This window comes from Kitasatospora cineracea (assembly GCF_003751605.1).
Taxonomy (GTDB): domain Bacteria; phylum Actinomycetota; class Actinomycetes; order Streptomycetales; family Streptomycetaceae; genus Kitasatospora; species Kitasatospora cineracea.
This window is the reverse complement of sequence record NZ_RJVJ01000001.1, coordinates 4,660,357-4,679,007: the sequence shown is the minus strand read 5'-3', so window position 1 is coordinate 4,679,007 and position 18,651 is coordinate 4,660,357. Positions and strand designations below refer to the sequence as shown.

The window sequence follows — 18,651 nt, the reverse complement described above, 5'->3', positions numbered from 1 at the left end:
ACCGGAGCGGGCGGGGGAACGGGTGGCGGGCTGGGCGGCGCGGACGGTGGTCCGCGAGGGTGTGGAGCTGCACTGCCGGGACTGGGCTGGCGATCCGGGGGCGCGGCCGGTGCTGCTGCTGCACGGGCTGGCGGGGCACGCGGGCGAGTGGGACGCGCTGGCCGGGGCGCTGGCGCCCGGGCGCCGGGTGGTGGCGTTCGACCAGCGCGGGCACGGGCGTTCCACCCGCCGCCCGGCGGACGTCGGCCGGGCCGCGTACGTCGCCGACGCGCTCGCCGTCGCGGACCGGCTCGGGCTGGAGCGGCCGCTGCTGGTCGGGCAGTCGCTCGGCGGGCACACCGCGCTGCTGGCCGCCGCCGCGCACCCGGGCCGGTTCGACGGACTGGTGCTGGTGGAGGCCGCCGCCGGGCGGAACCCGGACGCGCCCGGGCAGATCGGCGGCCTGCTGCGCGGCTGGCCGCTGCCCTTCCCGGACCGGGCCGCGGCGGTCGCCTTCTTCGGCGGCGGGCCGGCCGGCGAAGCCTGGGCGGACGGCCTGGAGCGGCGCCCGGACGGCTGGTGGCCGCGCTTCGACCCCGAGGTGATGGTCGCCGCGATCGCCCCGCTGGCGGCCCGCGACCACTGGGAGGACTGGGCCGCACTGGCCTGCCCGACCCTGCTGGTGCTCGGCCGGGGCGGCATCGTCCCGCCCGCCGAGACGGACCGGATGCTGGCCCTGCGGCCGGAGGTCCGCGCGGTCAGCGTGCGGGGCGCGGGCCATGACGTCCATCTGGAGCAGCCGGCCGAACTGCTTCGCCTGGTCGGCGAGTTCCTGCGCGAGCCGCACTCCCCCTGATTCCACTCTGCGGCAATCCGGCGCGCAGAACAAGACTGCAATTTTCCCGGACGAACCCGGACACTCTTCTCCGGGACGGCAGCCGCTGCCGCACCCGAACGGGAGGAAGCGATGACGGACGTCCGGGATCCGCACGGCACGCTGCGCGGTGCGCTGTGGATCGGCGGCGCGCAGTGGGCGGGCAAGAGCACGGTGGCGCAACTGGTGGCCGGGGCGCACGGGCTGACGGTGTACCACTACGACTGGCACGACGCCCGCGGGCACCAGGACCGCCGGGTCGCCCGACGGGTCGCGGCGGGGGTGGCGGTGGCGGACCCGGCGCCCGACCTGGTCTGGTCGGCGCGCGGACCGGAGGAGATGGCGGCCGAGGCGCTGGCCGGGTTCCCGGCCCGGTTCGGGTGGGTGCGGGACGACCTGGGCGGGCTGTTCGCCGCCCGGCCGGTGCTGGCCGAGGGGTGGGGGCTGCGGCCGGAGCTGGTCGCGCCGCTGCTCGACACGCCCCGGCGGATGGTCGTCCTGGTCCCCACCGAGGAGTTCCGGCAGCACCGGCTCCGCACCCTGCCGCGGGCCGGGGCGATCGGCGCCCGGGTGTCGGACCCGGCCCGGGCCCGGGCCAACCGGGTGGCCCGGGACCGGCTGGTGGCCGAGGACGCCGTGCGCGGCGCCCGCCGGCTGGGCGTCCCGGTCATCGAGGTGGACGGCAGCCGCGACGCCCCGGCGGTGGCCGCGCTGGTGGCCGAGCAGTTCGCCCCGTGGCTGGCCGCCTGACCGGGCCGCCCGGGGGTGGACGGCGCAGCGGGGCGGGCCGCCGGGAGATGCCCCTCCTGGCGGCCCGCCCCGAGCCTGCGGGGTGACGGTGCGTCACTGCGCGGCGCACCGTCGATGACAGGGCGTCAGCGCACGGCGTACGCGTCGGTGACGGTCTGGGTCACGGTGGCGCCGTCGGCCGCGGTCAGGGTGGTGCGCAGGGTGACGGTCTTCCCGGTGGCGCCGGTGTGGTCGAGGGTGGCGGTGCGGTCGGGGCCGACGGGGGCGTCGGTCCAGGTGGTGCCGCCGTCGTAGGAGTAGGAGAGCCGGGCGCCGGTCAGCGGGGCGGGAGTGTAGCCGTGCTGGCCGGTGGCGGCGAGGGTGATCCGGAGCGGGGCGGCGGGGGCGGTGTTGTTGCCGTCCAGGTCGAGCCGGTAGTCGGGGAGGAGCAGCGGCAGGGACTGCGAGTAGGCGGCGGGGTCGCCGGCCGAGCGGAAGCCGAACTCGGTGCGGACGGCGGTGGAGCGCTGCCACAGGTCGCGGTGGTAGAACCGCTGCTGTTCGAGGACCAGGGTGTAGTCGCGGGCTTCGGCCGGGATCTCCCAGACGTTGGAGGGGCCGAACCAGGAGCGGCCGAGCGATTCGCCGCCGCTGAACAGTTCGACGGCGGCGCCGTCGCCGAAGGAGGCCATCGAGCCGGTGTGGTCGGTGTTGCCGTCGCCCCACAGCGAGCGGCTGAAGTCGACGCCGATCAGGTCGGCCTGGCGTTCGCCGACCAGCAGCGGGGAGCCGTCGGTGTCGCGTCCGGCGGTGGGGCGCAGCACGCCGCGGTACCACTGTTCGGTGCGCTGCTGTCCGGCCTGGTAGCGGCGCGGCAGGTCCTGCATGAACTCGTTGAACGGCCAGCTGCTCTGGGCGTCGTGCAGCCAGGTGGTGTCGTCGGCGGTGTAGCGGGCGGTGCGAACGGACGGGGTGGCGACCAGGCCCTGGGCGACGGCCTGGGCCGCGTACGGGTTCCAGGGGCGTTCGACGCTGGTGTAGTCGGTCATCCGGACGGGGGTGCCGAGGGCGTGCCAGTCCTCGGTGACGGTGGCGAGGTCGCGGTCGCGGACGGTGTGGTGCTGCCGGCCCGCGATGGAGCCGGTGTCGTGGAAGGCCAGGTTGTAGACGTAAGGGCTGTCGGGGGTGGAGGTCCAGGTGAGGGTGGTGGTGCCCTTGCCGAGGGCGGTCCCGAGGGCGGCGGCCTGGTCGGCGGTGATCGGCAGGACGGGGACGTCGAGGCTGATGTCGTTCTTGGCGAAGACGCCGGGGGTCGGGCGGTAGGTCAGGACGCCGACCGCGCCGGCCTTCTTGGCGTCGGCGGAGACGGTGCGCTGGGAGGTGCCGTCGTCGGGGACGAGGGCGAGCCGGCCCTTGAGGTCGGCGCCGGCCAGGTCGGCGGGGCTGGCGACGGCGGTGAGGGCGGCGCTGCCGGTGGCGGGCAGGTGGGCCTCGTCGGCGTACTGGGCGTAGTGCGGCTCCAGGGTGAGTCCGGCGCCGCGCAGCACCACCTCGGGGGCGGCCAGGCGCAGGTAGCTGCCGAACTCGAAGCCGCCGGTGCGGGCCTTGCCGGAGCCCCAGGCGGAGAGTTCGACGGGCAGCAGGCCGGTGCGCACGCCGGTGGAGTCGACCCACTTGTCGCCCCACCAGCGGCCGAGTTCGAGCACCGCGTTGCGGACCCGGGTGTCCTGGTCGGCCTTGACCTCGATCCGGTCGGCCTTGCGGGCGTCGAGGGTGAGGACGGTGTCCTTGTCGAGCCGGAGTTCGGGCATGGCGAGCGCGGTGACGCCCTTGGGGGAGGCTTCGCCGGTAGTGTCGCGCCGGTCGGGGGTGACCACGTAGCCGCTGAGCGAGTAGCTGCCGGGGCGCAGCCGGTAGACGATCTCGCCGTTGGCGTCGGGGGCCTGGCGGGTGCCGGTGGCCTGGCCGAGGTCGACCATGGTGATGCTGCTGCCGGCGTCGGGGGCGGCGGGCTTGCCGTCGCGGTCGATCAGTCTGACCCGGACGGCGAAGGTGTCGGGTTCGACGTAGGCGTTGAACGGGGTGGAGACGGTGCTGCCGTCCGCGGCGGTGGCCAGCACCCGGCCGGTGAGGTCGCCGTACTGGCCGCCGGCCAGTTTGGCGGTCGGGTCGAGGGTCAGCGGCACCTCGACGGTGGCGCCGGCGGGGACGGTGACCTGGTCGGCGCCGAGCCGCACGGCCTTGGCCTTGACGGCGGAGTCGTCGTCGCCGTCGGTGCGCTGGACGGCCAGCTTCAGCGTGACGGGCCGGTCGCCGGTGTTGGTGTACGGGAGTCGGACGGTGCGGGTGTCGGACTTCTGCTGCGGCCAGGCGAAGTCGCCGAAGCCGACGGCGGGGGCGCCGAGCACGCGCTGGGTGGTGGCGGCGTCGGCGCGCAGCCGGCCCGCGCCGACCTGCTGGACGTCGCCGGGGACGGTGGCGAGCGCGGCGGAGACCAGGGCGGCCTTGATCCGGGCGGCGTCCCAGTCGGGGTGGCGCTGCTTGACCAGGGCGGCGGTGCCGGCGACCAGCGGGGTGGCCATCGAGGTGCCGGACATCGCGGTGTAGGCGTACACGCCGCGGCCGCCGGCTGCGGCGCCCCTGACGTCGACGCCGGGGGCGGCGATCTCGGGCTTGAGGGTGTGGGTGCCGGTGACCGAGCCGTGGCTGGAGAAGTCCGCGGTGGCGTCCTCGCCGTCGACGGCGCCGACGGTGAGCACGGCGGGCGCGCAGCCCGGGGAGCTGACGGACTGGTAGCTGCCGAGGTTTCCGGCGGCGACCACGAACAGCGCCTCGGACTGCTGGGCGATCTTCTGGGCGGCCACCGACATCGGGTCGGTGCAGTCGCTGGGCTCCTGGCTGCCCAGTGACATCGAGACGACGTCGGCGCCGGAGTCGGCGGCCCACTGCATGCCGGCGATGATCTGCGAGTCGGTGCCGGAGCCGCCGTCGTCGAGGACCTTGCCGACCAGCAGCCGGGCCCGGTCGGCGACGCCGCGCTCCTTGCCGCCGGAGGCGGCGCCGGTGCCGGCGATCTCGGAGGCGACGAAGGTGCCGTGGCCGACGGCGTCGTGCACGTCCTCGTCGGGCGTCTCGGCGGTGAAGTTGCGGCGGGCGTCGACCTGTCCGGCCAGGTCGGGGTGCTGGTCGTCGATGCCGGTGTCCAGGACGGCGACCTTGACGCCGTCGCCGCCGAGGCCGGCCGCCCAGGCGGCGGGGGCGCCGATCTGCCGGGTCGCGGCGTCGCCCGCGGTCTTGACCTTGCGGTCCAGCCAGAGCTTGGCCAGGCCGTCGCGGCCCTTGCCGTCCGGGCCGACGAGCTGGTCCCAGGTGCGGGCGGCGGTGTCCTTGGCGGGGGCGAAGGCGACGCCGTCGACGGCCTTGAGCTGCTTGGTCCCGGCGGCGCGGGCGCGCAGTTGCGGGCTGGCGTCGGCGGCCCGGGCGTCCCGGTAGACGGCGATCAGCGGGAGGGTCTCGGCACCCTGGTCGTCGTAGCCCTGGCGCAGCAGCGAGCTGACGTTGAACAGGGAGCGGTCGACGGTGCCGGCGGCGAGGGCGGCGGAGGCGCGCTGCGGGAGGACGTACTGGTCGCCGTTCTCCTGCTGGGTGAAGGTGAGCGGGACGTTGCCGTGCTCGTCGGGCAGGACGGTGACGCTGGTGCGGCCGTCGGCGGTGGTGGCGACCTGCACCCGGTCGCCGGTGACCAGGGTGACGGTGCGCGGGGCGGCGGGCTGACGGCCGGTCAGGGTGCTCGCGGGGGCCGCCGGTCCGGCCGGGGCCGCTGCGGGGGCGGCCGCCGGGGTGGCCGCGTACGCCTGGCCGGTGGTGCTGAGCGCGCCGGTGGCGAGGATGCCCGCCACCGTCAGTGCCATCGCGCCGCGTATGCGCGCAGGCAGTGTCATGAACGCCTCCAGGAGTCGGTTTATGGCCGGTGAGCCTGGCAGAAAACCCGGCTGACCGGTCATGATGTGCGCTGGCGGATCACCGCCCGGCGGCAACCCGCCACCGGGTGCGTCCGGTGCGAACCGACGGTGCGGGACGGGCCCCTGACGGGGGTTCGGGCCCGGACCGCGGGGCACCGCGGGCACCGGGAGGGGCGGTGGGGGGCGCGGCCGGGCAGGGGTGGTTCTCGGTACGGCGAACGGAGTGCGGGTGCTGGCGGCGATAGGTCTGGACGAGCACGCCGAGCGGGTCTACACCCACCTGGTGGCCCACGGCCCGGCGACCCGGGCCGAACTGGCCGCCCGCTGCGGCCCGCTGCCCACCGGCGCGCTCGAACTCCTCCAGGCCAGCGGCCTGGTCGCCCCCGACGCCGCCCGGCGCTTCACCGCCGCTCCCCCGGCCGTCGCCCTGGAGGCGCTGCTCACCGGGCAGCGGCACGCCCTCCAGGAGGCCGAGTTGACCGCCTCCCAGCTCACCGAGGCGTACCGCAGCGCGGCCGCCGGGAACGACCGGGCCCACCGGGACCTGATCGAGGTGGTGGCCGGGCGGGCCGCGATCAGCCACCGGGTCACCCAGCTCCAGGCGGGCGCGGAGCGCGAACTGCTGGCCCTGGTGACCGGGCGCCACCAGGTGGTGGCCGCCGACGAGACCGGCGCGGAGACCGCGGCGGTGGCCCGCGGCGTCACCTACCGGGTGGTGCTGGAGCGCCGCTCGCTGGACGAACCCGGCGCGGCCCGGCCGCTGTTCGAGGCGCTGGACCGGCAGCAGCAGGTCCGGGTGGTGGAGAACGTGCCGACCAAGCTGATCGTCGCGGACCGCTCGCTGGCCCTCGTCCCGCTCACCGCCTCCACCACCGACCCGGTGGCGCTGGTGATCCGGGCCCCCGCCCTGGTCACCGTCCTCACCGTGCTGTTCGAACAGACCTGGGAGTGGGCGCACCCGCTCGGCCGCACCGGCCCCGACCTGGCCGTCGGCCCCGTCCCGGCCGGGGAGCCCGACGAGACCGACCGGCGCATCCTCGCCCTGCTGCTCTCCGGCGCCACCGACCCGGCCGTCGCCAAGCAGCTCAGCCTCGGACTGCGCACCGTGCAGCGCCGGATCAGCCGGCTGATGTCACTGGCCCGCGCCGACACCCGGATCCAGCTCGGCTGGCAGGCGCACCGGCGGGGCTGGGCGGACTGAACGGGCGGACGGGCGGGCTGGGTTGGGTTGGGCTAGGCGGACGGTCGGGTGGGCGGGCTGGGGCGGGGTCGGACGGACGGGCGGGCGGGGTCGGACGGACGGGCGGGGTCGCGGCTACGGTTCAGGGGCGGGTGAGCAGCAGGGTGGCCTGCGGGAAGCGCTCGCCGGGGCCGGGGTCGCGCCGGGTGCGGGCGGTCTCGGTGAAGCCGGCCGCGCGGAACAGCCCGGCCAGGGTGTCCACCGGCCAGCGGTGTGCGGTGGACACCTTGTGGTCGAACGGGACGGGCAGGTCGCGGTCGCCGAGCTCCGGGTCGGCGGCGAAGAACCCGGTCAGCAGCAGGCCGCCCGGGGTCAGCACCCGGTTCAACTCGGCCAGCACGGACGGGAGTTCGGCGGGCGGGAGGTGGATCAGCGAGTAGCGGGCGAGCACCGCGCCGAGGCTGCCGTCGGCGAGCGGGAGCGAGCGCAGCGAGCCGCGCAGGAACGGCCGGCCGGGGTGCGCCAGCCGGGCCTGCGCCAGCATCCCGGCCGACAGGTCCAACCCGAACGCGCGCACGCCCAGGCCGGTCAGCAGCTCCGTCGCCTCCCCCGGCCCGCAGCCGAGGTCGCCCACCGGCAGCCCGCGCCCGGCCACCGCGGGCGCCTCGACCAGCCGCCGGATCTGCGCCAACTCGGCTTCCTGGGTGGCGAGTTCGCCCCGGAACAGGTTGGCGTACAGCTCCGCCACCCCGTCGTACGCCAGGCCGACCCCGTGGTCCGTCCCCATCCCGCGCCTCCCGCTGTCCGTCGCCCGCTGCCCGGTCCCGTCCGGCGGCCGGTGTCGTCCGGCGCCGGGAGGCGCTCAGCCTAGCCGGGGCCGGGCCGGGGGCCGGGGTTCCGGGCGGGGCGGTGGGGCGGGGCGGTAAATGCGTTGCGGGCGGGCCGGGTGGGGTGCCTAGACTCCGGGCATGGCCGTCGTTGCGAACTCTCGCCGATTTACCGGCCCCCCGGCTCCCGATGGGTGCCGCAGGGGGCGGGTTCCGTCGCGCCGGTAGCGAGGCTCCGGCGGAGCGGGTCGGCCCCCGGTGGCGGGTCGTGCCCAGGGGCCGGGGGGTGTGGTGTTCCCCCTCGTTGCCCTCTTCCGACCAGGCCCGGAGGCCGCCATGTCCACCACCCCTGACCGCACCGCCACTCCTGACCGCACGTCCCCCCGTGGTTCCGTCCGCCACCTGTCCGCGGAGCAGCTCGCCCGCGACCTCGCCGTCCGCGACCTGACCGACCCGGCCGCCGGGCCGCACGCCCTGCAACTGCTGGTCGACCGCGCCGCGCGGGCGCTGGCCGGGCGCTGGGGGTGCGAGGTGCTGGTGCACCGGGGCGAGCGGGCGGTGACCGTCGCCGACAACTACGACCACCTCAACTACCGCGCCGACGACATCACCCGGGACGCCCGCTACACCCGGTACGTCGACGACCGGCGGATGCTGCGCAGCCACTCCAGCGCGCTGGTCCCGGGCGCGCTGCGGGCGCTCGCCGCGCGGGCCGCGGCCGGTGCCGCGCCGGAGTCGGTGCTGCTGGTCTGCCCCGGCCTGGTCTACCGGCGCGACAGCATCGACCGGCTGCACAACGGCACCCCGCACCAGCTGGACCTGTGGTACCTGACCCGCCGTCCGCTCCCGGCCGGGCCGGACGACCTGACCGGGATGATCGCCGCGCTGGCCGGGGCGCTGCTGCCGGGGGCGGCGTACCGCACCGAGGAGCGGGTCCACCCGTACACCCTGGCGGGGCGTCAACTGGACGTCGCGGCGGGCGGGAACGGCGAGGGGAACGGCGGCGGGAACGGCGGCGCGGACGAGGAGGAGTGGGTGGAGGTCGCCGAGTGCGGGCTGGCCCATCCGCGGGTGCTGGCCGGGGCCGGGCTGGGGCCGGAGTGGAGCGGGCTGGCCCTCGGTCTGGGCCTGGATCGGGTGCTGATGCTGCGCAAGGGCATTCCCGACATCCGCCTGCTGCGCTCCGCCGACCCGGCCGTCGCCGCCCAGCTCACCGACCTCGCCCCGTACCGGCCGGTCTCCGCGCTGCCCGCGGTCCGCCGCGACCTGTCCGTCGCGGTGGACGGCGCCGACCTCGCCGAGGACCTCGGCGACCGCGTCCGGGACGCGCTCGGCGCGGACGCCGACCGGGTGGAGACGGTCGAGGTCCTCGCCGCCACCCCCTGCCGCGACCTGCCCCCGCAGGCCCTGGCCCGCCTCGGCGCCCGCCCCGACCAGCACAACCTGCTGCTCAAGGTCGTCCTGCGCGACCTGCACCGCACCCTCACCGACGCCGAGGCCAACGCCCTGCGCGACCGCGTCTACGCGGCCCTGCACCAGGGCACCGCGCACCAGTGGGCGACGGCTCCGGCAGCTCCGGCAGCTCCGACGGCTCCGACGACGACAGCGACGGCGGCCGGTAAGCCGCGGTAGGGCGGGGTGAGGCCCCAGTCCCAGCGGGGGCGGGGGCTTCGAGAACGGGCGGCGGGCCGAGCGCACCGGCGCGCTGATCGGACCGCCGGGCGGGGGCCCGTCCGAGGGGTGAGCGCGCCCGCACCGTGGGCCGATGATCGGATCGTCGTCCCGCAGTGGGTGGAGCTGGACGGATGTGCGGTCGCATAGCCCGGCGCCCGGAGGGAATCCAGCCGTTGACCGCACCTGCCGGCGGCGGCCCGCTCCGCCGCCGGGCGCACCGAGGAGGGGAACCGTGGCACCGCAGAAAGCTCCGTCCGGGAAGCCGACCGGCATGGGCGGCGCGCCCCCGCCACCACCCGGCCCGGCCAACCCGCCACCCCCGCACGGGAAGTGACGCCGCACCCGTCACTCCCCAGGCGCTACTCCCCGTGGCGCCGCTTCCCGTGACGTCACGTCCCGCAGCGTCACGTCCCGTAGCGGGCGATGCGCTCCTGGAGGGCGGCCTTGGCCTGCGGCCACTCGTCGTCGACGATCGAGAAGACCGCGGCGTCCCGCGGCCTGCCGTCCTCCCCGGGCACCCAGGAGCGTCCCGACTTGCGCAGCACGCCCTCGAAGCGGGCGCCGACCGCGGCGATCGCGGCCCGGGAGCGCGCGTTGCGGGCGTCGGTCTTGAGGTCGACCCGGCTGACCCGCCACTGCTCGAAGGCGTGCCGGAAGAGCAGCAGCTTGGCCTCGGCGTTGATCCCGGTGCCCTGCGCGGAGGCGGCGAGCCAGGTGAAGCCGATCTCGACGGCGTACAGCACGTCGGTGTCCGGCAGGGTCCGCGGGTCCCAGAACGCGGTGGCGCCGACGACCCGGCCGGTGGCCCGCGAGACCTGCGCGTACGGGGCGAGCCGGCCCTCGGCGGCCCGCCCCTGCTGGGTGGCGACGTACTCGGCGGCGCTCTCCTCCGTGCTCGGCACCCAGGTGAACCCGTAGCTGTCCCGGCTCTCCGCCGCCGCCCGCGCCAACCCCGCGGCGTGCCGCTGCTCCAGCGGCTCCAGCCGGACCAGCCGCCCCTCCAGCACCGGGCCCTGCAGTCGGTACGCCATGCCTGCTCCGTTCTCCGTACGGGTGCGCGGGATCGCTCCCGGCAGCAGCGAACCGGCTGGGCCGACGGGTCGTCAACGGAGTTTCGAGGGGCGGAACCCGACTGCGCGGGGCACCGCCCGGCCGCCCGCGCCCGGCGCGCCGTCGTCCGCACCCGTCCCGCCCGGCCGTAGCTTCGATCCGGCAAGCCCCCTCGCACCCCTGGAGTTCCGGACATGGCAGCACCCGGCCGCGCCCTCTTCGTCGTCTCCGCCGCCGACCACTGGACGCTGCGCGACGGGACGCGGCACCCGTCCGGCTACTGGGGCGAGGAACTCGCCGTCCCGCACCGGGAGTTCACCGCGGTGGGCCGGCAGGTCACGCTGGCCACGCCGGGCGGGCGGCCGCCGACGCTGGACCGGCTCAGCATGTCCCGCACCGCCGGGCTGCCCCGCACGCTGCGCGAGGTCTCCGCGTACCTCGGCTCGATCCGGGCCGAACTGGCCCGCCCGGTCGCGCTGGAGGCCGTCGACCCGGCCGACTTCGACACCGTCTTCTACCCCGGCGGCCACGGCCCGATGGAGGACCTCGCGCAGGACCCGGTCTCCGGCGCGCTGCTGACCCGGGTGCTGCGCTCCGGCCGCCCGCTCGGGCTGCTCTGCCACGCCCCGGCCGCGCTGCTGGCCGCCCGCGACGAGGGCGGGTCCTGGCCGTTCACCGGCTACCGGATGACCGCGCTGTCCAACACCGAGGAGAAGCTGAACAGCTTCGGCCGCAAGGCCGCCTGGCTGCTGGAGGACCGGCTGCGCGCCGAGGGCGCCCACTACGTCAAGGGCCGCCTGCCGCTGCTGCCGTTCACCACCGCCGACCGCAACCTGCACACCGGCCAGAACCCGGCCTCCTCGGCCCGCCTGGCCGCCCAGCTGCTCGCCGCGCTCGCCCGGTAGCCGCGTTCCGCCCGGGCGCCGCGTTCCGCCCGGGCGCCGCGTTCCGCCCGGTGAGCGCGTTTGCCCCGGCCGTTGCCGGGCAGCCGTGAGCGGCGGGGCCGCTCCCGTCCCAGGGCGGCCCCGCCGCTCGCGGGGTGTGCGGGTCGAACCGTCAGGACTCGTTGGTCAGTTGGGCGAGGGTGGCGAGGAACTCGGCCTCGGCGGCGGCCTTGTCGAGGCCGAGCGAGGTGAGGATGCCGGTGCCCGCCTCGTGCTCGAGGAGGGCGAGCAGCAGGTGCTCGGTGCCGACGTAGTTGTGGCCGAGGCGGAGGGCCTCGCGCATGGTGAGTTCGAGGGCCTTCTTGGCCCCGGCGTCGTAGGGGACGAGTTCGGGGGCGTCCTCGACGGCGGGCGGGAGCGCGGCCAGCGCGGCCTCCCGGACGGTGTCGAGCGGGACGCCGCTGGTGACCAGGTAGGCGGCGGCGAGGCCCTCGGGTTCGGCGAGCAGGCCGAGCACCAGGTGCTCGGTGCGGACCTCGTCGTTGCGGGCGTCCTTGGCGGCCTGGTGGGCGGCCATCACCACGTTGCGGGCCCGCGGGGTGAACCGGTTGAAGCCCTGCGCGGTGTCGGTCCCGGTGACCTCGCCGGGGTCCTTGGGGACGAAGCGCTTCTGGGCGGCCTGGCGGGTGACGCCCATGCTGCGGCCGATGTCGGTCCAGGACGCGCCGGAGCGGCGGGCCTGGTCGACGAAGTGGCCGATCAGGTGGTCGGCCACGTCGCCGAGGTGGTCGGCGACCAGGACCGCGTTGGACAGCTGGTCGAGCGCTTCGGGGTACGACTTCTTGATGCCCTCGATCAGGTCGTCGAGCCGAACGGAGGGCTTCGCTCCGGAGGTGTCTGCCATGAGGCAACCTTAGGTTGACAGTCAAAGGGTGTCAACCTTCCGTTGACAGTGCCCGGCGCGGCCGGTTCCTACCCGCCGGTAGGTGGTGTTTCGGCCGAGTTCACCCACCCGCCGCCCGCTGTCTTGTCCGCGTCACGGCGGCCCGAGTTGACTGCACAACATCGACCGGCCCTCACCCACCGGAGCCTCCATGTCCGCCCTTCGCGCCGCCCGCACCGCCGCCGCACTCACCGCCGCGGCCGCCCTGTTGACGACCACTCAGGCCGCCGCCGCGCACGCCGAGACCGCGCCCGCCACCGTCGCCCCGCTGGACGTGCTCAGCTACAACACCTTCCTGATGAGCACCTCGCTCTACCCGAACTGGGGCCAGGCCCAGCGCGCCCAGGCGATCGCCGGCGCGGACTTCTTCCAGGGCCACGACGTGGTGGTCCTCCAGGAGGCGTTCGACAACACGGCCTCGGACGCGCTGGCGGCGAAGGCGGCCGGCGCCTACCCGTACCGCACACCGGTGGTGGGCCGCTCCACCTCCGGCTGGGACGCGACGTCCGGCAGCTACAGCAGCACCACCCCGGAGGACGGCGGGGTGCTGCTGCTGAGCAAGTGGCCGATCCTGCGCAAGGAGCAGTACGTGTTCAAGGACGCCTGCGGCTCGGACTGGTGGTCCAACAAGGGGTTCGTCTACGCGCAGATCAACGTGAACGGGCAGCGCACCCACGTGGTGGGCACCCACCTGCAGTCCACCGACTCCGGCTGCGCCGGCGGCCAGGCCGCGGACGTCCGGGGCAGGCAGCTGCGCGCGATGCGGGCCTTCCTGGACGCCAAGCAGATCCCGGCGGACGAGCCGATCGTGCTGGCCGGCGACCTCAACATCGACTCGCACGGCGGCGAGTACCCGGCGCTGCTGGCCAACGGCAACCTCGCTCCGGCCACCACCCGCACCGGCTGGGCGAACTCCTTCGACACCGTCGACAACTCGATCGCCGCCTACCGCTACCCCGGCGAGCCGAAGGAGGACCTGGACTACGTGCTGTACCGGGCCGACCACGCCCGCCCGCAGCAGTACACCAATACCGTGCACCGCTTCCACTCCGCGCCGTGGACGGTGAGCAGCTGGGGCAGCTCGTACACGTACACCGACCTGTCGGACCACTACCCGCTGCTCGCGGGCTGATCCGGCGCCGGAGACGGCGGACGCCGCCCGCGGGGTCGTCCCGCGAGCGGCGTCCGCCGGCCCGGCAAGGGTCCATCGGCCGGGCCGGGGCCCTACCGGCTGGGCTGGGCGAAGCGGACCATGTTGCCGGCCGGGTCGCGGAAGGCGCAGTCGCGGACGCCGTAGGGCTGGTCCATCGGCTCCTGGAGCACGTCGGCCCCGGTGGCGCGGACCTTCTCGAAGGTGGCGTCGCAGTCGGCGGTGCGGAAGTTGACGGCCCGCAGCAGGCCCTTGGCGAGCAGTTCGGCGGCAGCCTGCCGGTCGGCGTCGGTGGCGCCCGGGTCGGCGACCGGGGGCTCCAGCACGACCTCGACGTCGGGCTGGGCGGTCGAACCGAGGGTGACCCAGCGCATCCCCTCGAAGCCGACGTCGTTGCGCACCTCGAGCCCGAGCGCGTCCCGGTAGAAGCCGAGCGCGGCCTCGTGGTCGTCGACGGCGATGAAGCACTGCGAAAGCTTGATGTCCATGCCCCAGACGCTACCGATCCGCCGCGGCCCGCGCTTCTCCGTTCCTGACCGGCTGCGTCTCCGGCTCCGGACCCGGCTGCGACTCCGGCCCCGGACCCGGCTGCGACTCCGGACCCGGCTCCTGCTGCCGCGGCCGCCCGGTGTCGGTGCCGCGGATCGGCCTGGTCAGGTACATCGCCACGCACGCGGTGATGTGCTCGGCGGCGCTGTGGTCGCGGGCCCGGTACGTGCTGGGGCTCTCGCCGACGAGTTCGGTGAACCGGGTGCTGAACGAGCCCAGCGAGGTACAGCCGACGGCCATGCACACCTCGGTGACGGACAGGTCGCCCCGGCGCAGCAGCGTCTTGGCCCGCTCGATCCGCCGCGTCATCAGGTAGCTGTACGGGGTCTCGCCGTACGCGGCGCGGAAGCTGCGCTGGAAGTGGCCGACGGACATCAGGGCGACCTTGGCGAGGGCCGTGACGTCCAGGGGTTCGGCGTAGTCGCGGTCCATGGTGTCGCGGGCCTTGCGGAGGCGCTTGAGGTCGTCGATCTGCACGGCGCCCAGGGTAGTCGCCCCGCCCGGCGATCGACAGAGGATGATTCGATCATCTCCTGACCATTCGTCACATTTCTCGCGCACCGCAGCATTCGGGTGAGTTCCGGGCGGGTCGGGCGCCCGTCCGCGCCCCCTCCGCTGCTAGCTTTTGAGTCACGCGAGGGAGCCCGGTGGAGTGGCCGAGAGGCGAGGCAGCGGCTTGCAGGGCCGCGTACATGGGTTCGATTCCTGTCTCCACCTCCTCGCTCCCCTCGATGTGTCCGCCCCCGCCCGGTTGGCCGGGCGGCAGTCGAGGAAGGAATGGCCCGATGGCCATCGCCACTGTCAATCCGGCCGACGGCCGTACCGTCGAGGTCTTCGATCCGCTGGACGAGGCCGGTGTGGAGCGCCGGCTGGCCCGGGCCCAGTCGGCGTTCGAGTCCTGGCGGCTGACCACGTTCGCGCACCGCGCCGAGCTGATGCACCGGGCGGCCGAGCTGCTGGAGCAGGCCAACGACAAGGTCGCCCGGACGATGACCCTGGAGATGGGCAAGCCGCTGGCCCAGGCCCGGGCCGAGGCCGCGAAGTGCGCGAAGGCGATGCGCTGGTACGCGGACCGGGCGGAGGCGCTGCTCGCCGACGAGCACCCGGCGGACGCCGACGTGGCGGACTCGGGCGGCGTGTCGGCGTACGTCCGCTACCGGCCGCTGGGGCCGGTGCTGGCGGTGATGCCGTGGAACTTCCCGTTCTGGCAGGTGGTGCGGTTCGCCGCGCCCGCCCTGATGGCGGGCAACGTGGGCCTGCTGAAGCACGCCTCGAACGTGCCGCGCACGGCGCTCGCGCTGGAGGAGCTGTTCGCCCGCGCCGGGTTCCCGCAGGGCTGCTTCCAGACCCTGCTGATCTCCTCGTCCCAGGTGGAGGCGGTGATCCGGGACGAGCGGGTCGTGGCGGTGACGCTGACCGGCAGCGAGGGCGCGGGCCGCTCGGTGGCGGCGGTCGCGGGCGACGAGATCAAGAAGACGGTGCTGGAGCTGGGCGGCAGCGACCCGTTCCTGGTGCTGCCCTCGGCGGACGTGCCGGCCGCGGCGGAGCGGGCGGTGACCGCGCGGGTGCAGAACAACGGGCAGTCCTGCATCGCCGCGAAGCGCTTCATCGTGCACACGGACGTGTACGAGGAGTTCCTGTCCGCGTTCACCGCGCGGATGCGGGCGCTGACGGTCGGCGACCCGGCCGCCGACGGCACCGAGGTCGGCCCGCTGGCCACCGAGCAGGGCCGCACCGACCTGGAGGAGCTGGTCGCGGACGCGGTCGCGCTCGGCGCGTCGGTGGCCTGCGGCGGCGGCCGCCCGGACGACCCGGCGCTGGCGGACGGCTGGTACTACCTGCCGACGGTGCTGACCGGGGTCACCCCCCGGATGCGGATCCACCGTGAGGAGGCGTTCGGCCCGGTCGCCACCGTGTACCGGGTCGGCGACCTGGACGAGGCCGTCGCGGTCGCCAACGACTCGCCGTTCGGCCTGAGTTCGAACGTCTGGACCCGGGACGACACGGACCGCGAGCGGTGCGTGCGCGACCTGCGGGCGGGCGGGGTCTTCTTCAACGGGATGACCGCCTCGCACCCCGCGTTCCCGTTCGGCGGGGTGCGGCGCTCCGGCTACGGACGGGAGCTGTCCGGTCACGGCATCCGCGAGTTCTGCAACATCACCACGGTGTGGTCCGGCAGCTGAGGCAGCGCGGGGGCCCGGCGCGGGAGGGCGCCGGGCCCGGGCCCGGGCGCGGCCGGTACCGCCGGCTCAGGCGTGGTGCGGGTGGGCGTGCTCGTGGCGGCCGGCGAACTGGGTGACGAACGCGACGATGGTGACGCCCCACACCACCGAGAACACGATCAGCAACCAGAGTTGGCCCACCTGCGGGGCGACCAGGCCCAGGCCCAGTGACAGGGCGAGCAGGAAGACCAGCGAGGAGTTGTGCTTGGCGGTCAGCCAGGCGGCCAGTCGGCGAACCGGATTGGGCCGGGGCGTTTCGGCAGCGGTCGCGGGCATCGCTCTCACCTCCGCGGAGTTCGGCGTCAGTTCGAGTATCCCGCGTATCCCGCCGGTCGGCGCCCCCGGCAGCCCGAGTACCCTCGCAGCCGTCCGGCCTTGCCTTGCGCCGCCCCGCCCCGCTCCGCTCCGCTCCGAGGAGGAACCGACCGTGGACGACGGAGAGTCGGGGGAGCTGCTGCCGGGCGGCCTGGCCAACGCGGGCGCGGTGCGGCGGTACGGCAGCACCGTGGAGCGGCCCGCCCCCGCGCACGCCGGAGCCCTGCACGCCTTCCTGACCGGCCTCCGGGCGGGCGGTTTCCCCGGCGCACCGCTGCCGGCGGGCCCGGTCGCGGACGGACGGGAGCGGCTGGAGTTCCTGCCCGGGGACGTCGCCCTGCCGCCCTACCCGGCCTGGGCGCTGAGCGACGACGCACTGGTCTCGGTGGCCCGCCTGCTGCGGCGCTGGCACGCGGCGAGCGCCCGCACCCCGTTCGACCCGGCGGCGCCCTGGCCGGCCGACTTCGCCGACCCGGAGGGCGGCCCGCTGCTCTGCCACAACGACGTCTGCCCGGAGAACGTGGTGTTCCGCTCCGGCCGGGCCGCCGCCCTGATCGACTTCGACTTCGCCGCCCCCGGCCGCCCGCTCTGGGACGTCGCCCTGACCGCCCGCTACTGGGTCCCGGTGCTCGACCCGGCCACCGCCGCCGAATCCGCCCGCGCCCACCTCGAACTCCCGCACCGCCTGCGCTTGTTCGCCGCCGCCTACGGCCTCTCCCCCGCCGACCGCCTGGCCCTCCCCACCACCCTCGAACAGGCCACCGCCGTCTGCCGCGCCTTCGTCGCCCGCCGGGTCGCCGCCGGGGACCCCGCGTTCGTCTCCTACTTCGCCGCGTACGGCGGCTGGACCCGCTGGGACCGGCTGCAGTCCTGGCTGGCCGGACGACGCCCGCTGCTGGAACGGGCGTTGCGCGGGTGAGCGGGGAGGGTCACCGGGACTTCACCGGGGCTCCGCCGGGAGCAGGCGGCCGGTGAGGTGGTCGACGGTGAGGTGGGCGTGCAGGCGGACGCCGGTGGGCAGGGTGTCGTCGTCGAGGTAGAAGTGCGGGTTGTGGTTGGGCACGAGGCCGCGGCCGCCGGGGGTGGGGACGGGGTTCCCGGCGGGGTCGAGTTCGGTGTCCTGGGCGCCGAGCATGAGGTACAGGCCGCCGTGGGCGTTGACGAACTCGGAGACGTCGTCGTAGCCGAGGGTCGCGCCGGTCTCCAGGACGCGGTCCTCGCCGACCACCCGGCGCAGCGTGGGCAGGGCGGCGTCCAGCCACTCCCGGCGGTTGTGGACGGCGGGCACGTCCTGGAGGTGCTCGACGGTGGCGGTGCAGCCGTGGGCCTCGGCGGTGTGTTCGGCGAGGCGGGTCAGGCGCTGCTGGACGTCGGGCATGTCGGTCTCGACGGCGCAGCGGACGGTGCCCCAGAGGGTGACGTGCTCGCCGATGATGTTGAAGCGGCCGATGTCCTCGAGGTGGCCGATGGTGACGGTGACGGGGTGGTAGGCGTCGAGCTGGCGGTAGAGCTGGCCGATGCCGGTGACGATCGCGGCGGCGGGCGGCATCGGGTCGACGCCCTGCCAGGGGGTGGAGCCGTGCACCTGGCGGCCGGTCACGGTGATCTTGACCAGGCAGGACGCGGCGTACTGGTTGCCGACCCGGTAGCCGACGTGGCCCTTGGGGTGCGGGGTGAGGTGCAGGCCGAAGACCATGGTGGGTGCGGGGTCGGCGAGGGCGCCCTCGGCGAGCATCTGCCGGGCCCCGCCGGTCTCGGTGACGGGCGGGCCCTCCTCGGCCGGCTGGAACACGAACAGCACGGTGCCGGGCAGTTGTCCGCGCACCCCGGCGAGGACGGTGGCGGCGCCGAGCAGCATCGCGGTGTGCCCGTCGTGGCCGCAGGCGTGCGAGACCGGGAACGGGCCGCCGGGGTAGTCGTGGTCGACGGCCGAGGAGGCGAAGCCGGTGCCGCACAGGTCGGCCACCGGCAGCGCGTCGGTGTCGGCCCGCAGTGCCACCACCCGCTCGCCGGGCCGCCCGCCGCGCAGCACCCCGACCACGCCGTGCCCGGCGATGCCGGTGCGCACCTCGTCCAGGCCGAGCGCCCGCAGGTGCTCGGCGACCAGCGCGGCCGTGGCCCGTTCGCGGTTGGACAGTTCGGGGTGCTGGTGCAGGTGGCGGCGCCAGGCGGTCACCTGCTCGGCGACGTCCGCACTGCGGCGGTCCAACTCGGCGTACAGGGTCGTCGCGTCCACGGGCGTCCTCCGGTCTCGGTGTCCCCCCGCTGCTTTTTCCGGACTCGAGCGTACGACGCCCCCGCCCCGACGGGGCG

16 protein-coding genes and 1 tRNA gene are annotated in these 18,651 nt (G+C 75.5%); 9 read left to right on the top strand and 8 right to left on the bottom strand.

Annotation, left to right across the window (positions count from 1 at the left end; all coding sequences use genetic code 11):
* Positions 1–22: 22 nt before the first annotated feature.
* Entirely contained in the window at positions 23–835 is an 813-nt protein-coding gene (locus EDD39_RS21195; RefSeq protein WP_244256876.1) for an alpha/beta fold hydrolase, read from the top strand.
* Positions 836–946: 111 nt separating this feature from the next.
* Complete coding sequence (locus EDD39_RS21190; protein WP_123558291.1) at positions 947–1,603, top strand: hypothetical protein; 657 nt, start codon at positions 947–949, stop codon at positions 1,601–1,603.
* Positions 1,604–1,728: 125 nt separating this feature from the next.
* Here EDD39_RS21190 and EDD39_RS21185 read toward each other — a convergent pair whose 3' ends face one another.
* A complete protein-coding gene (locus EDD39_RS21185; RefSeq protein WP_148089487.1) occupies positions 1,729–5,523 on the bottom strand; it encodes a S8 family serine peptidase in 3,795 nt (1,264 codons plus the stop codon).
* A gap of 250 nt (positions 5,524–5,773) precedes the next feature.
* Between EDD39_RS21185 and EDD39_RS21180 the strand changes: the two genes are divergently transcribed.
* Entirely contained in the window at positions 5,774–6,745 is a 972-nt protein-coding gene (locus tag EDD39_RS21180; RefSeq protein ID WP_123558287.1) for a helix-turn-helix transcriptional regulator, read from the top strand.
* 121 nt (positions 6,746–6,866) lie between these two features.
* Here EDD39_RS21180 and EDD39_RS21175 read toward each other — a convergent pair whose 3' ends face one another.
* A complete protein-coding gene (locus EDD39_RS21175) occupies positions 6,867–7,511 on the bottom strand; it encodes a class I SAM-dependent methyltransferase (protein ID WP_123558285.1) in 645 nt (214 codons plus the stop codon).
* Positions 7,512–7,887: 376 nt separating this feature from the next.
* On the opposite strand from EDD39_RS21175, the gene srmL reads away from it, so the two are divergent.
* Positions 7,888–9,183 carry a PheS-related mystery ligase SrmL gene (gene srmL / locus EDD39_RS21170; protein ID WP_123558283.1) on the top strand — a complete coding sequence of 432 codons (1,296 nt, stop codon included), beginning with the start codon at positions 7,888–7,890 and terminating at the stop codon, positions 9,181–9,183.
* Between the two features lie 446 nt (positions 9,184–9,629).
* Here srmL and EDD39_RS21165 read toward each other — a convergent pair whose 3' ends face one another.
* Positions 9,630–10,256 carry a GNAT family N-acetyltransferase gene (locus EDD39_RS21165; RefSeq protein WP_123558281.1) on the bottom strand — a complete coding sequence of 209 codons (627 nt, stop codon included), beginning with the start codon at positions 10,254–10,256 and terminating at the stop codon, positions 9,630–9,632.
* Positions 10,257–10,469: 213 nt separating this feature from the next.
* Between EDD39_RS21165 and EDD39_RS21160 the strand changes: the two genes are divergently transcribed.
* Positions 10,470–11,180 (top strand): type 1 glutamine amidotransferase domain-containing protein, encoded by a 711-nt coding sequence (locus tag EDD39_RS21160; protein ID WP_123558279.1) that lies wholly within the window; start codon positions 10,470–10,472, stop codon positions 11,178–11,180.
* A gap of 151 nt (positions 11,181–11,331) precedes the next feature.
* On the opposite strand, the gene EDD39_RS21155 is transcribed toward EDD39_RS21160, so the two are convergent.
* Entirely contained in the window at positions 11,332–12,063 is a 732-nt protein-coding gene (locus EDD39_RS21155) for a Clp protease N-terminal domain-containing protein (RefSeq protein ID WP_123558277.1), read from the bottom strand.
* Between the two features lie 190 nt (positions 12,064–12,253).
* Here EDD39_RS21155 and sph point away from each other — a divergent pair, with 190 nt between their 5' ends.
* Positions 12,254–13,234, top strand: a complete 981-nt coding sequence (sph, locus tag EDD39_RS21150) for a sphingomyelin phosphodiesterase (RefSeq protein ID WP_123558275.1) — start codon at positions 12,254–12,256, stop codon at positions 13,232–13,234.
* Between the two features lie 92 nt (positions 13,235–13,326).
* On the opposite strand, the gene EDD39_RS21145 is transcribed toward sph, so the two are convergent.
* Positions 13,327–13,740, bottom strand: coding sequence for a VOC family protein (locus EDD39_RS21145; RefSeq protein WP_030460815.1), 414 nt, complete (start codon positions 13,738–13,740; stop codon positions 13,327–13,329).
* Between the two features lie 10 nt (positions 13,741–13,750).
* The gene (locus EDD39_RS21140) at positions 13,751–14,233 is read right to left on the bottom strand and encodes a helix-turn-helix domain-containing protein (protein ID WP_123560689.1); all 483 of its coding nucleotides are present in this window, start codon (positions 14,231–14,233) and stop codon (positions 13,751–13,753) included.
* 214 nt (positions 14,234–14,447) lie between these two features.
* Between EDD39_RS21140 and EDD39_RS21135 the strand changes: the two genes are divergently transcribed.
* Positions 14,448–14,518, top strand: a tRNA-Cys gene (locus EDD39_RS21135).
* Between the two features lie 68 nt (positions 14,519–14,586).
* Entirely contained in the window at positions 14,587–15,984 is a 1,398-nt protein-coding gene (locus EDD39_RS21130; RefSeq protein WP_123558273.1) for an NADP-dependent succinic semialdehyde dehydrogenase, read from the top strand.
* A gap of 66 nt (positions 15,985–16,050) precedes the next feature.
* On the opposite strand, the gene EDD39_RS21125 is transcribed toward EDD39_RS21130, so the two are convergent.
* Positions 16,051–16,299: a hypothetical protein gene (locus tag EDD39_RS21125; RefSeq protein ID WP_123558271.1), complete on the bottom strand. Its 249-nt coding sequence runs from the start codon at positions 16,297–16,299 to the stop codon at positions 16,051–16,053.
* Positions 16,300–16,450: 151 nt separating this feature from the next.
* Here EDD39_RS21125 and EDD39_RS21120 point away from each other — a divergent pair, with 151 nt between their 5' ends.
* On the top strand, positions 16,451–17,257 hold the full coding sequence (locus EDD39_RS21120) for a phosphotransferase (RefSeq protein ID WP_123558269.1): 807 nt from the start codon (positions 16,451–16,453) through the stop codon (positions 17,255–17,257).
* Positions 17,258–17,278: 21 nt separating this feature from the next.
* Here EDD39_RS21120 and EDD39_RS21115 read toward each other — a convergent pair whose 3' ends face one another.
* Positions 17,279–18,574: a M20 metallopeptidase family protein gene (locus EDD39_RS21115; protein WP_123558258.1), complete on the bottom strand. Its 1,296-nt coding sequence runs from the start codon at positions 18,572–18,574 to the stop codon at positions 17,279–17,281.
* Positions 18,575–18,651 lie beyond the last annotated feature (77 nt).

Excerpts from the sequence above, each read along its gene's own strand:
- EDD39_RS21155 (WP_123558277.1), bottom strand. The coding sequence starts at position 12,063 with ATGGCAGACACCTCCGGAGCGAAGCCCTCCGTTCGGCTCGACGACCTG.
- EDD39_RS21130 (WP_123558273.1), top strand. The coding sequence starts at position 14,587 with ATGGCCATCGCCACTGTCAATCCGGCCGACGGCCGTACCGTCGAGGTC.
- EDD39_RS21160 (WP_123558279.1), top strand. The coding sequence starts at position 10,470 with ATGGCAGCACCCGGCCGCGCCCTCTTCGTCGTCTCCGCCGCCGACCAC.
- EDD39_RS21125 (WP_123558271.1), bottom strand. The coding sequence starts at position 16,299 with ATGCCCGCGACCGCTGCCGAAACGCCCCGGCCCAATCCGGTTCGCCGA.
- EDD39_RS21140 (WP_123560689.1), bottom strand. The coding sequence starts at position 14,233 with ATGGACCGCGACTACGCCGAACCCCTGGACGTCACGGCCCTCGCCAAG.
- EDD39_RS21165 (WP_123558281.1), bottom strand. The coding sequence starts at position 10,256 with ATGGCGTACCGACTGCAGGGCCCGGTGCTGGAGGGGCGGCTGGTCCGG.
- EDD39_RS21185 (WP_148089487.1), bottom strand. The coding sequence starts at position 5,523 with ATGACACTGCCTGCGCGCATACGCGGCGCGATGGCACTGACGGTGGCG.
- EDD39_RS21145 (WP_030460815.1), bottom strand. The coding sequence starts at position 13,740 with ATGGACATCAAGCTTTCGCAGTGCTTCATCGCCGTCGACGACCACGAG.
- sph (WP_123558275.1), top strand. The coding sequence starts at position 12,254 with ATGTCCGCCCTTCGCGCCGCCCGCACCGCCGCCGCACTCACCGCCGCG.
- srmL (WP_123558283.1), top strand. The coding sequence starts at position 7,888 with ATGTCCACCACCCCTGACCGCACCGCCACTCCTGACCGCACGTCCCCC.
- EDD39_RS21175 (WP_123558285.1), bottom strand. The coding sequence starts at position 7,511 with ATGGGGACGGACCACGGGGTCGGCCTGGCGTACGACGGGGTGGCGGAG.
- EDD39_RS21190 (WP_123558291.1), top strand. The coding sequence starts at position 947 with ATGACGGACGTCCGGGATCCGCACGGCACGCTGCGCGGTGCGCTGTGG.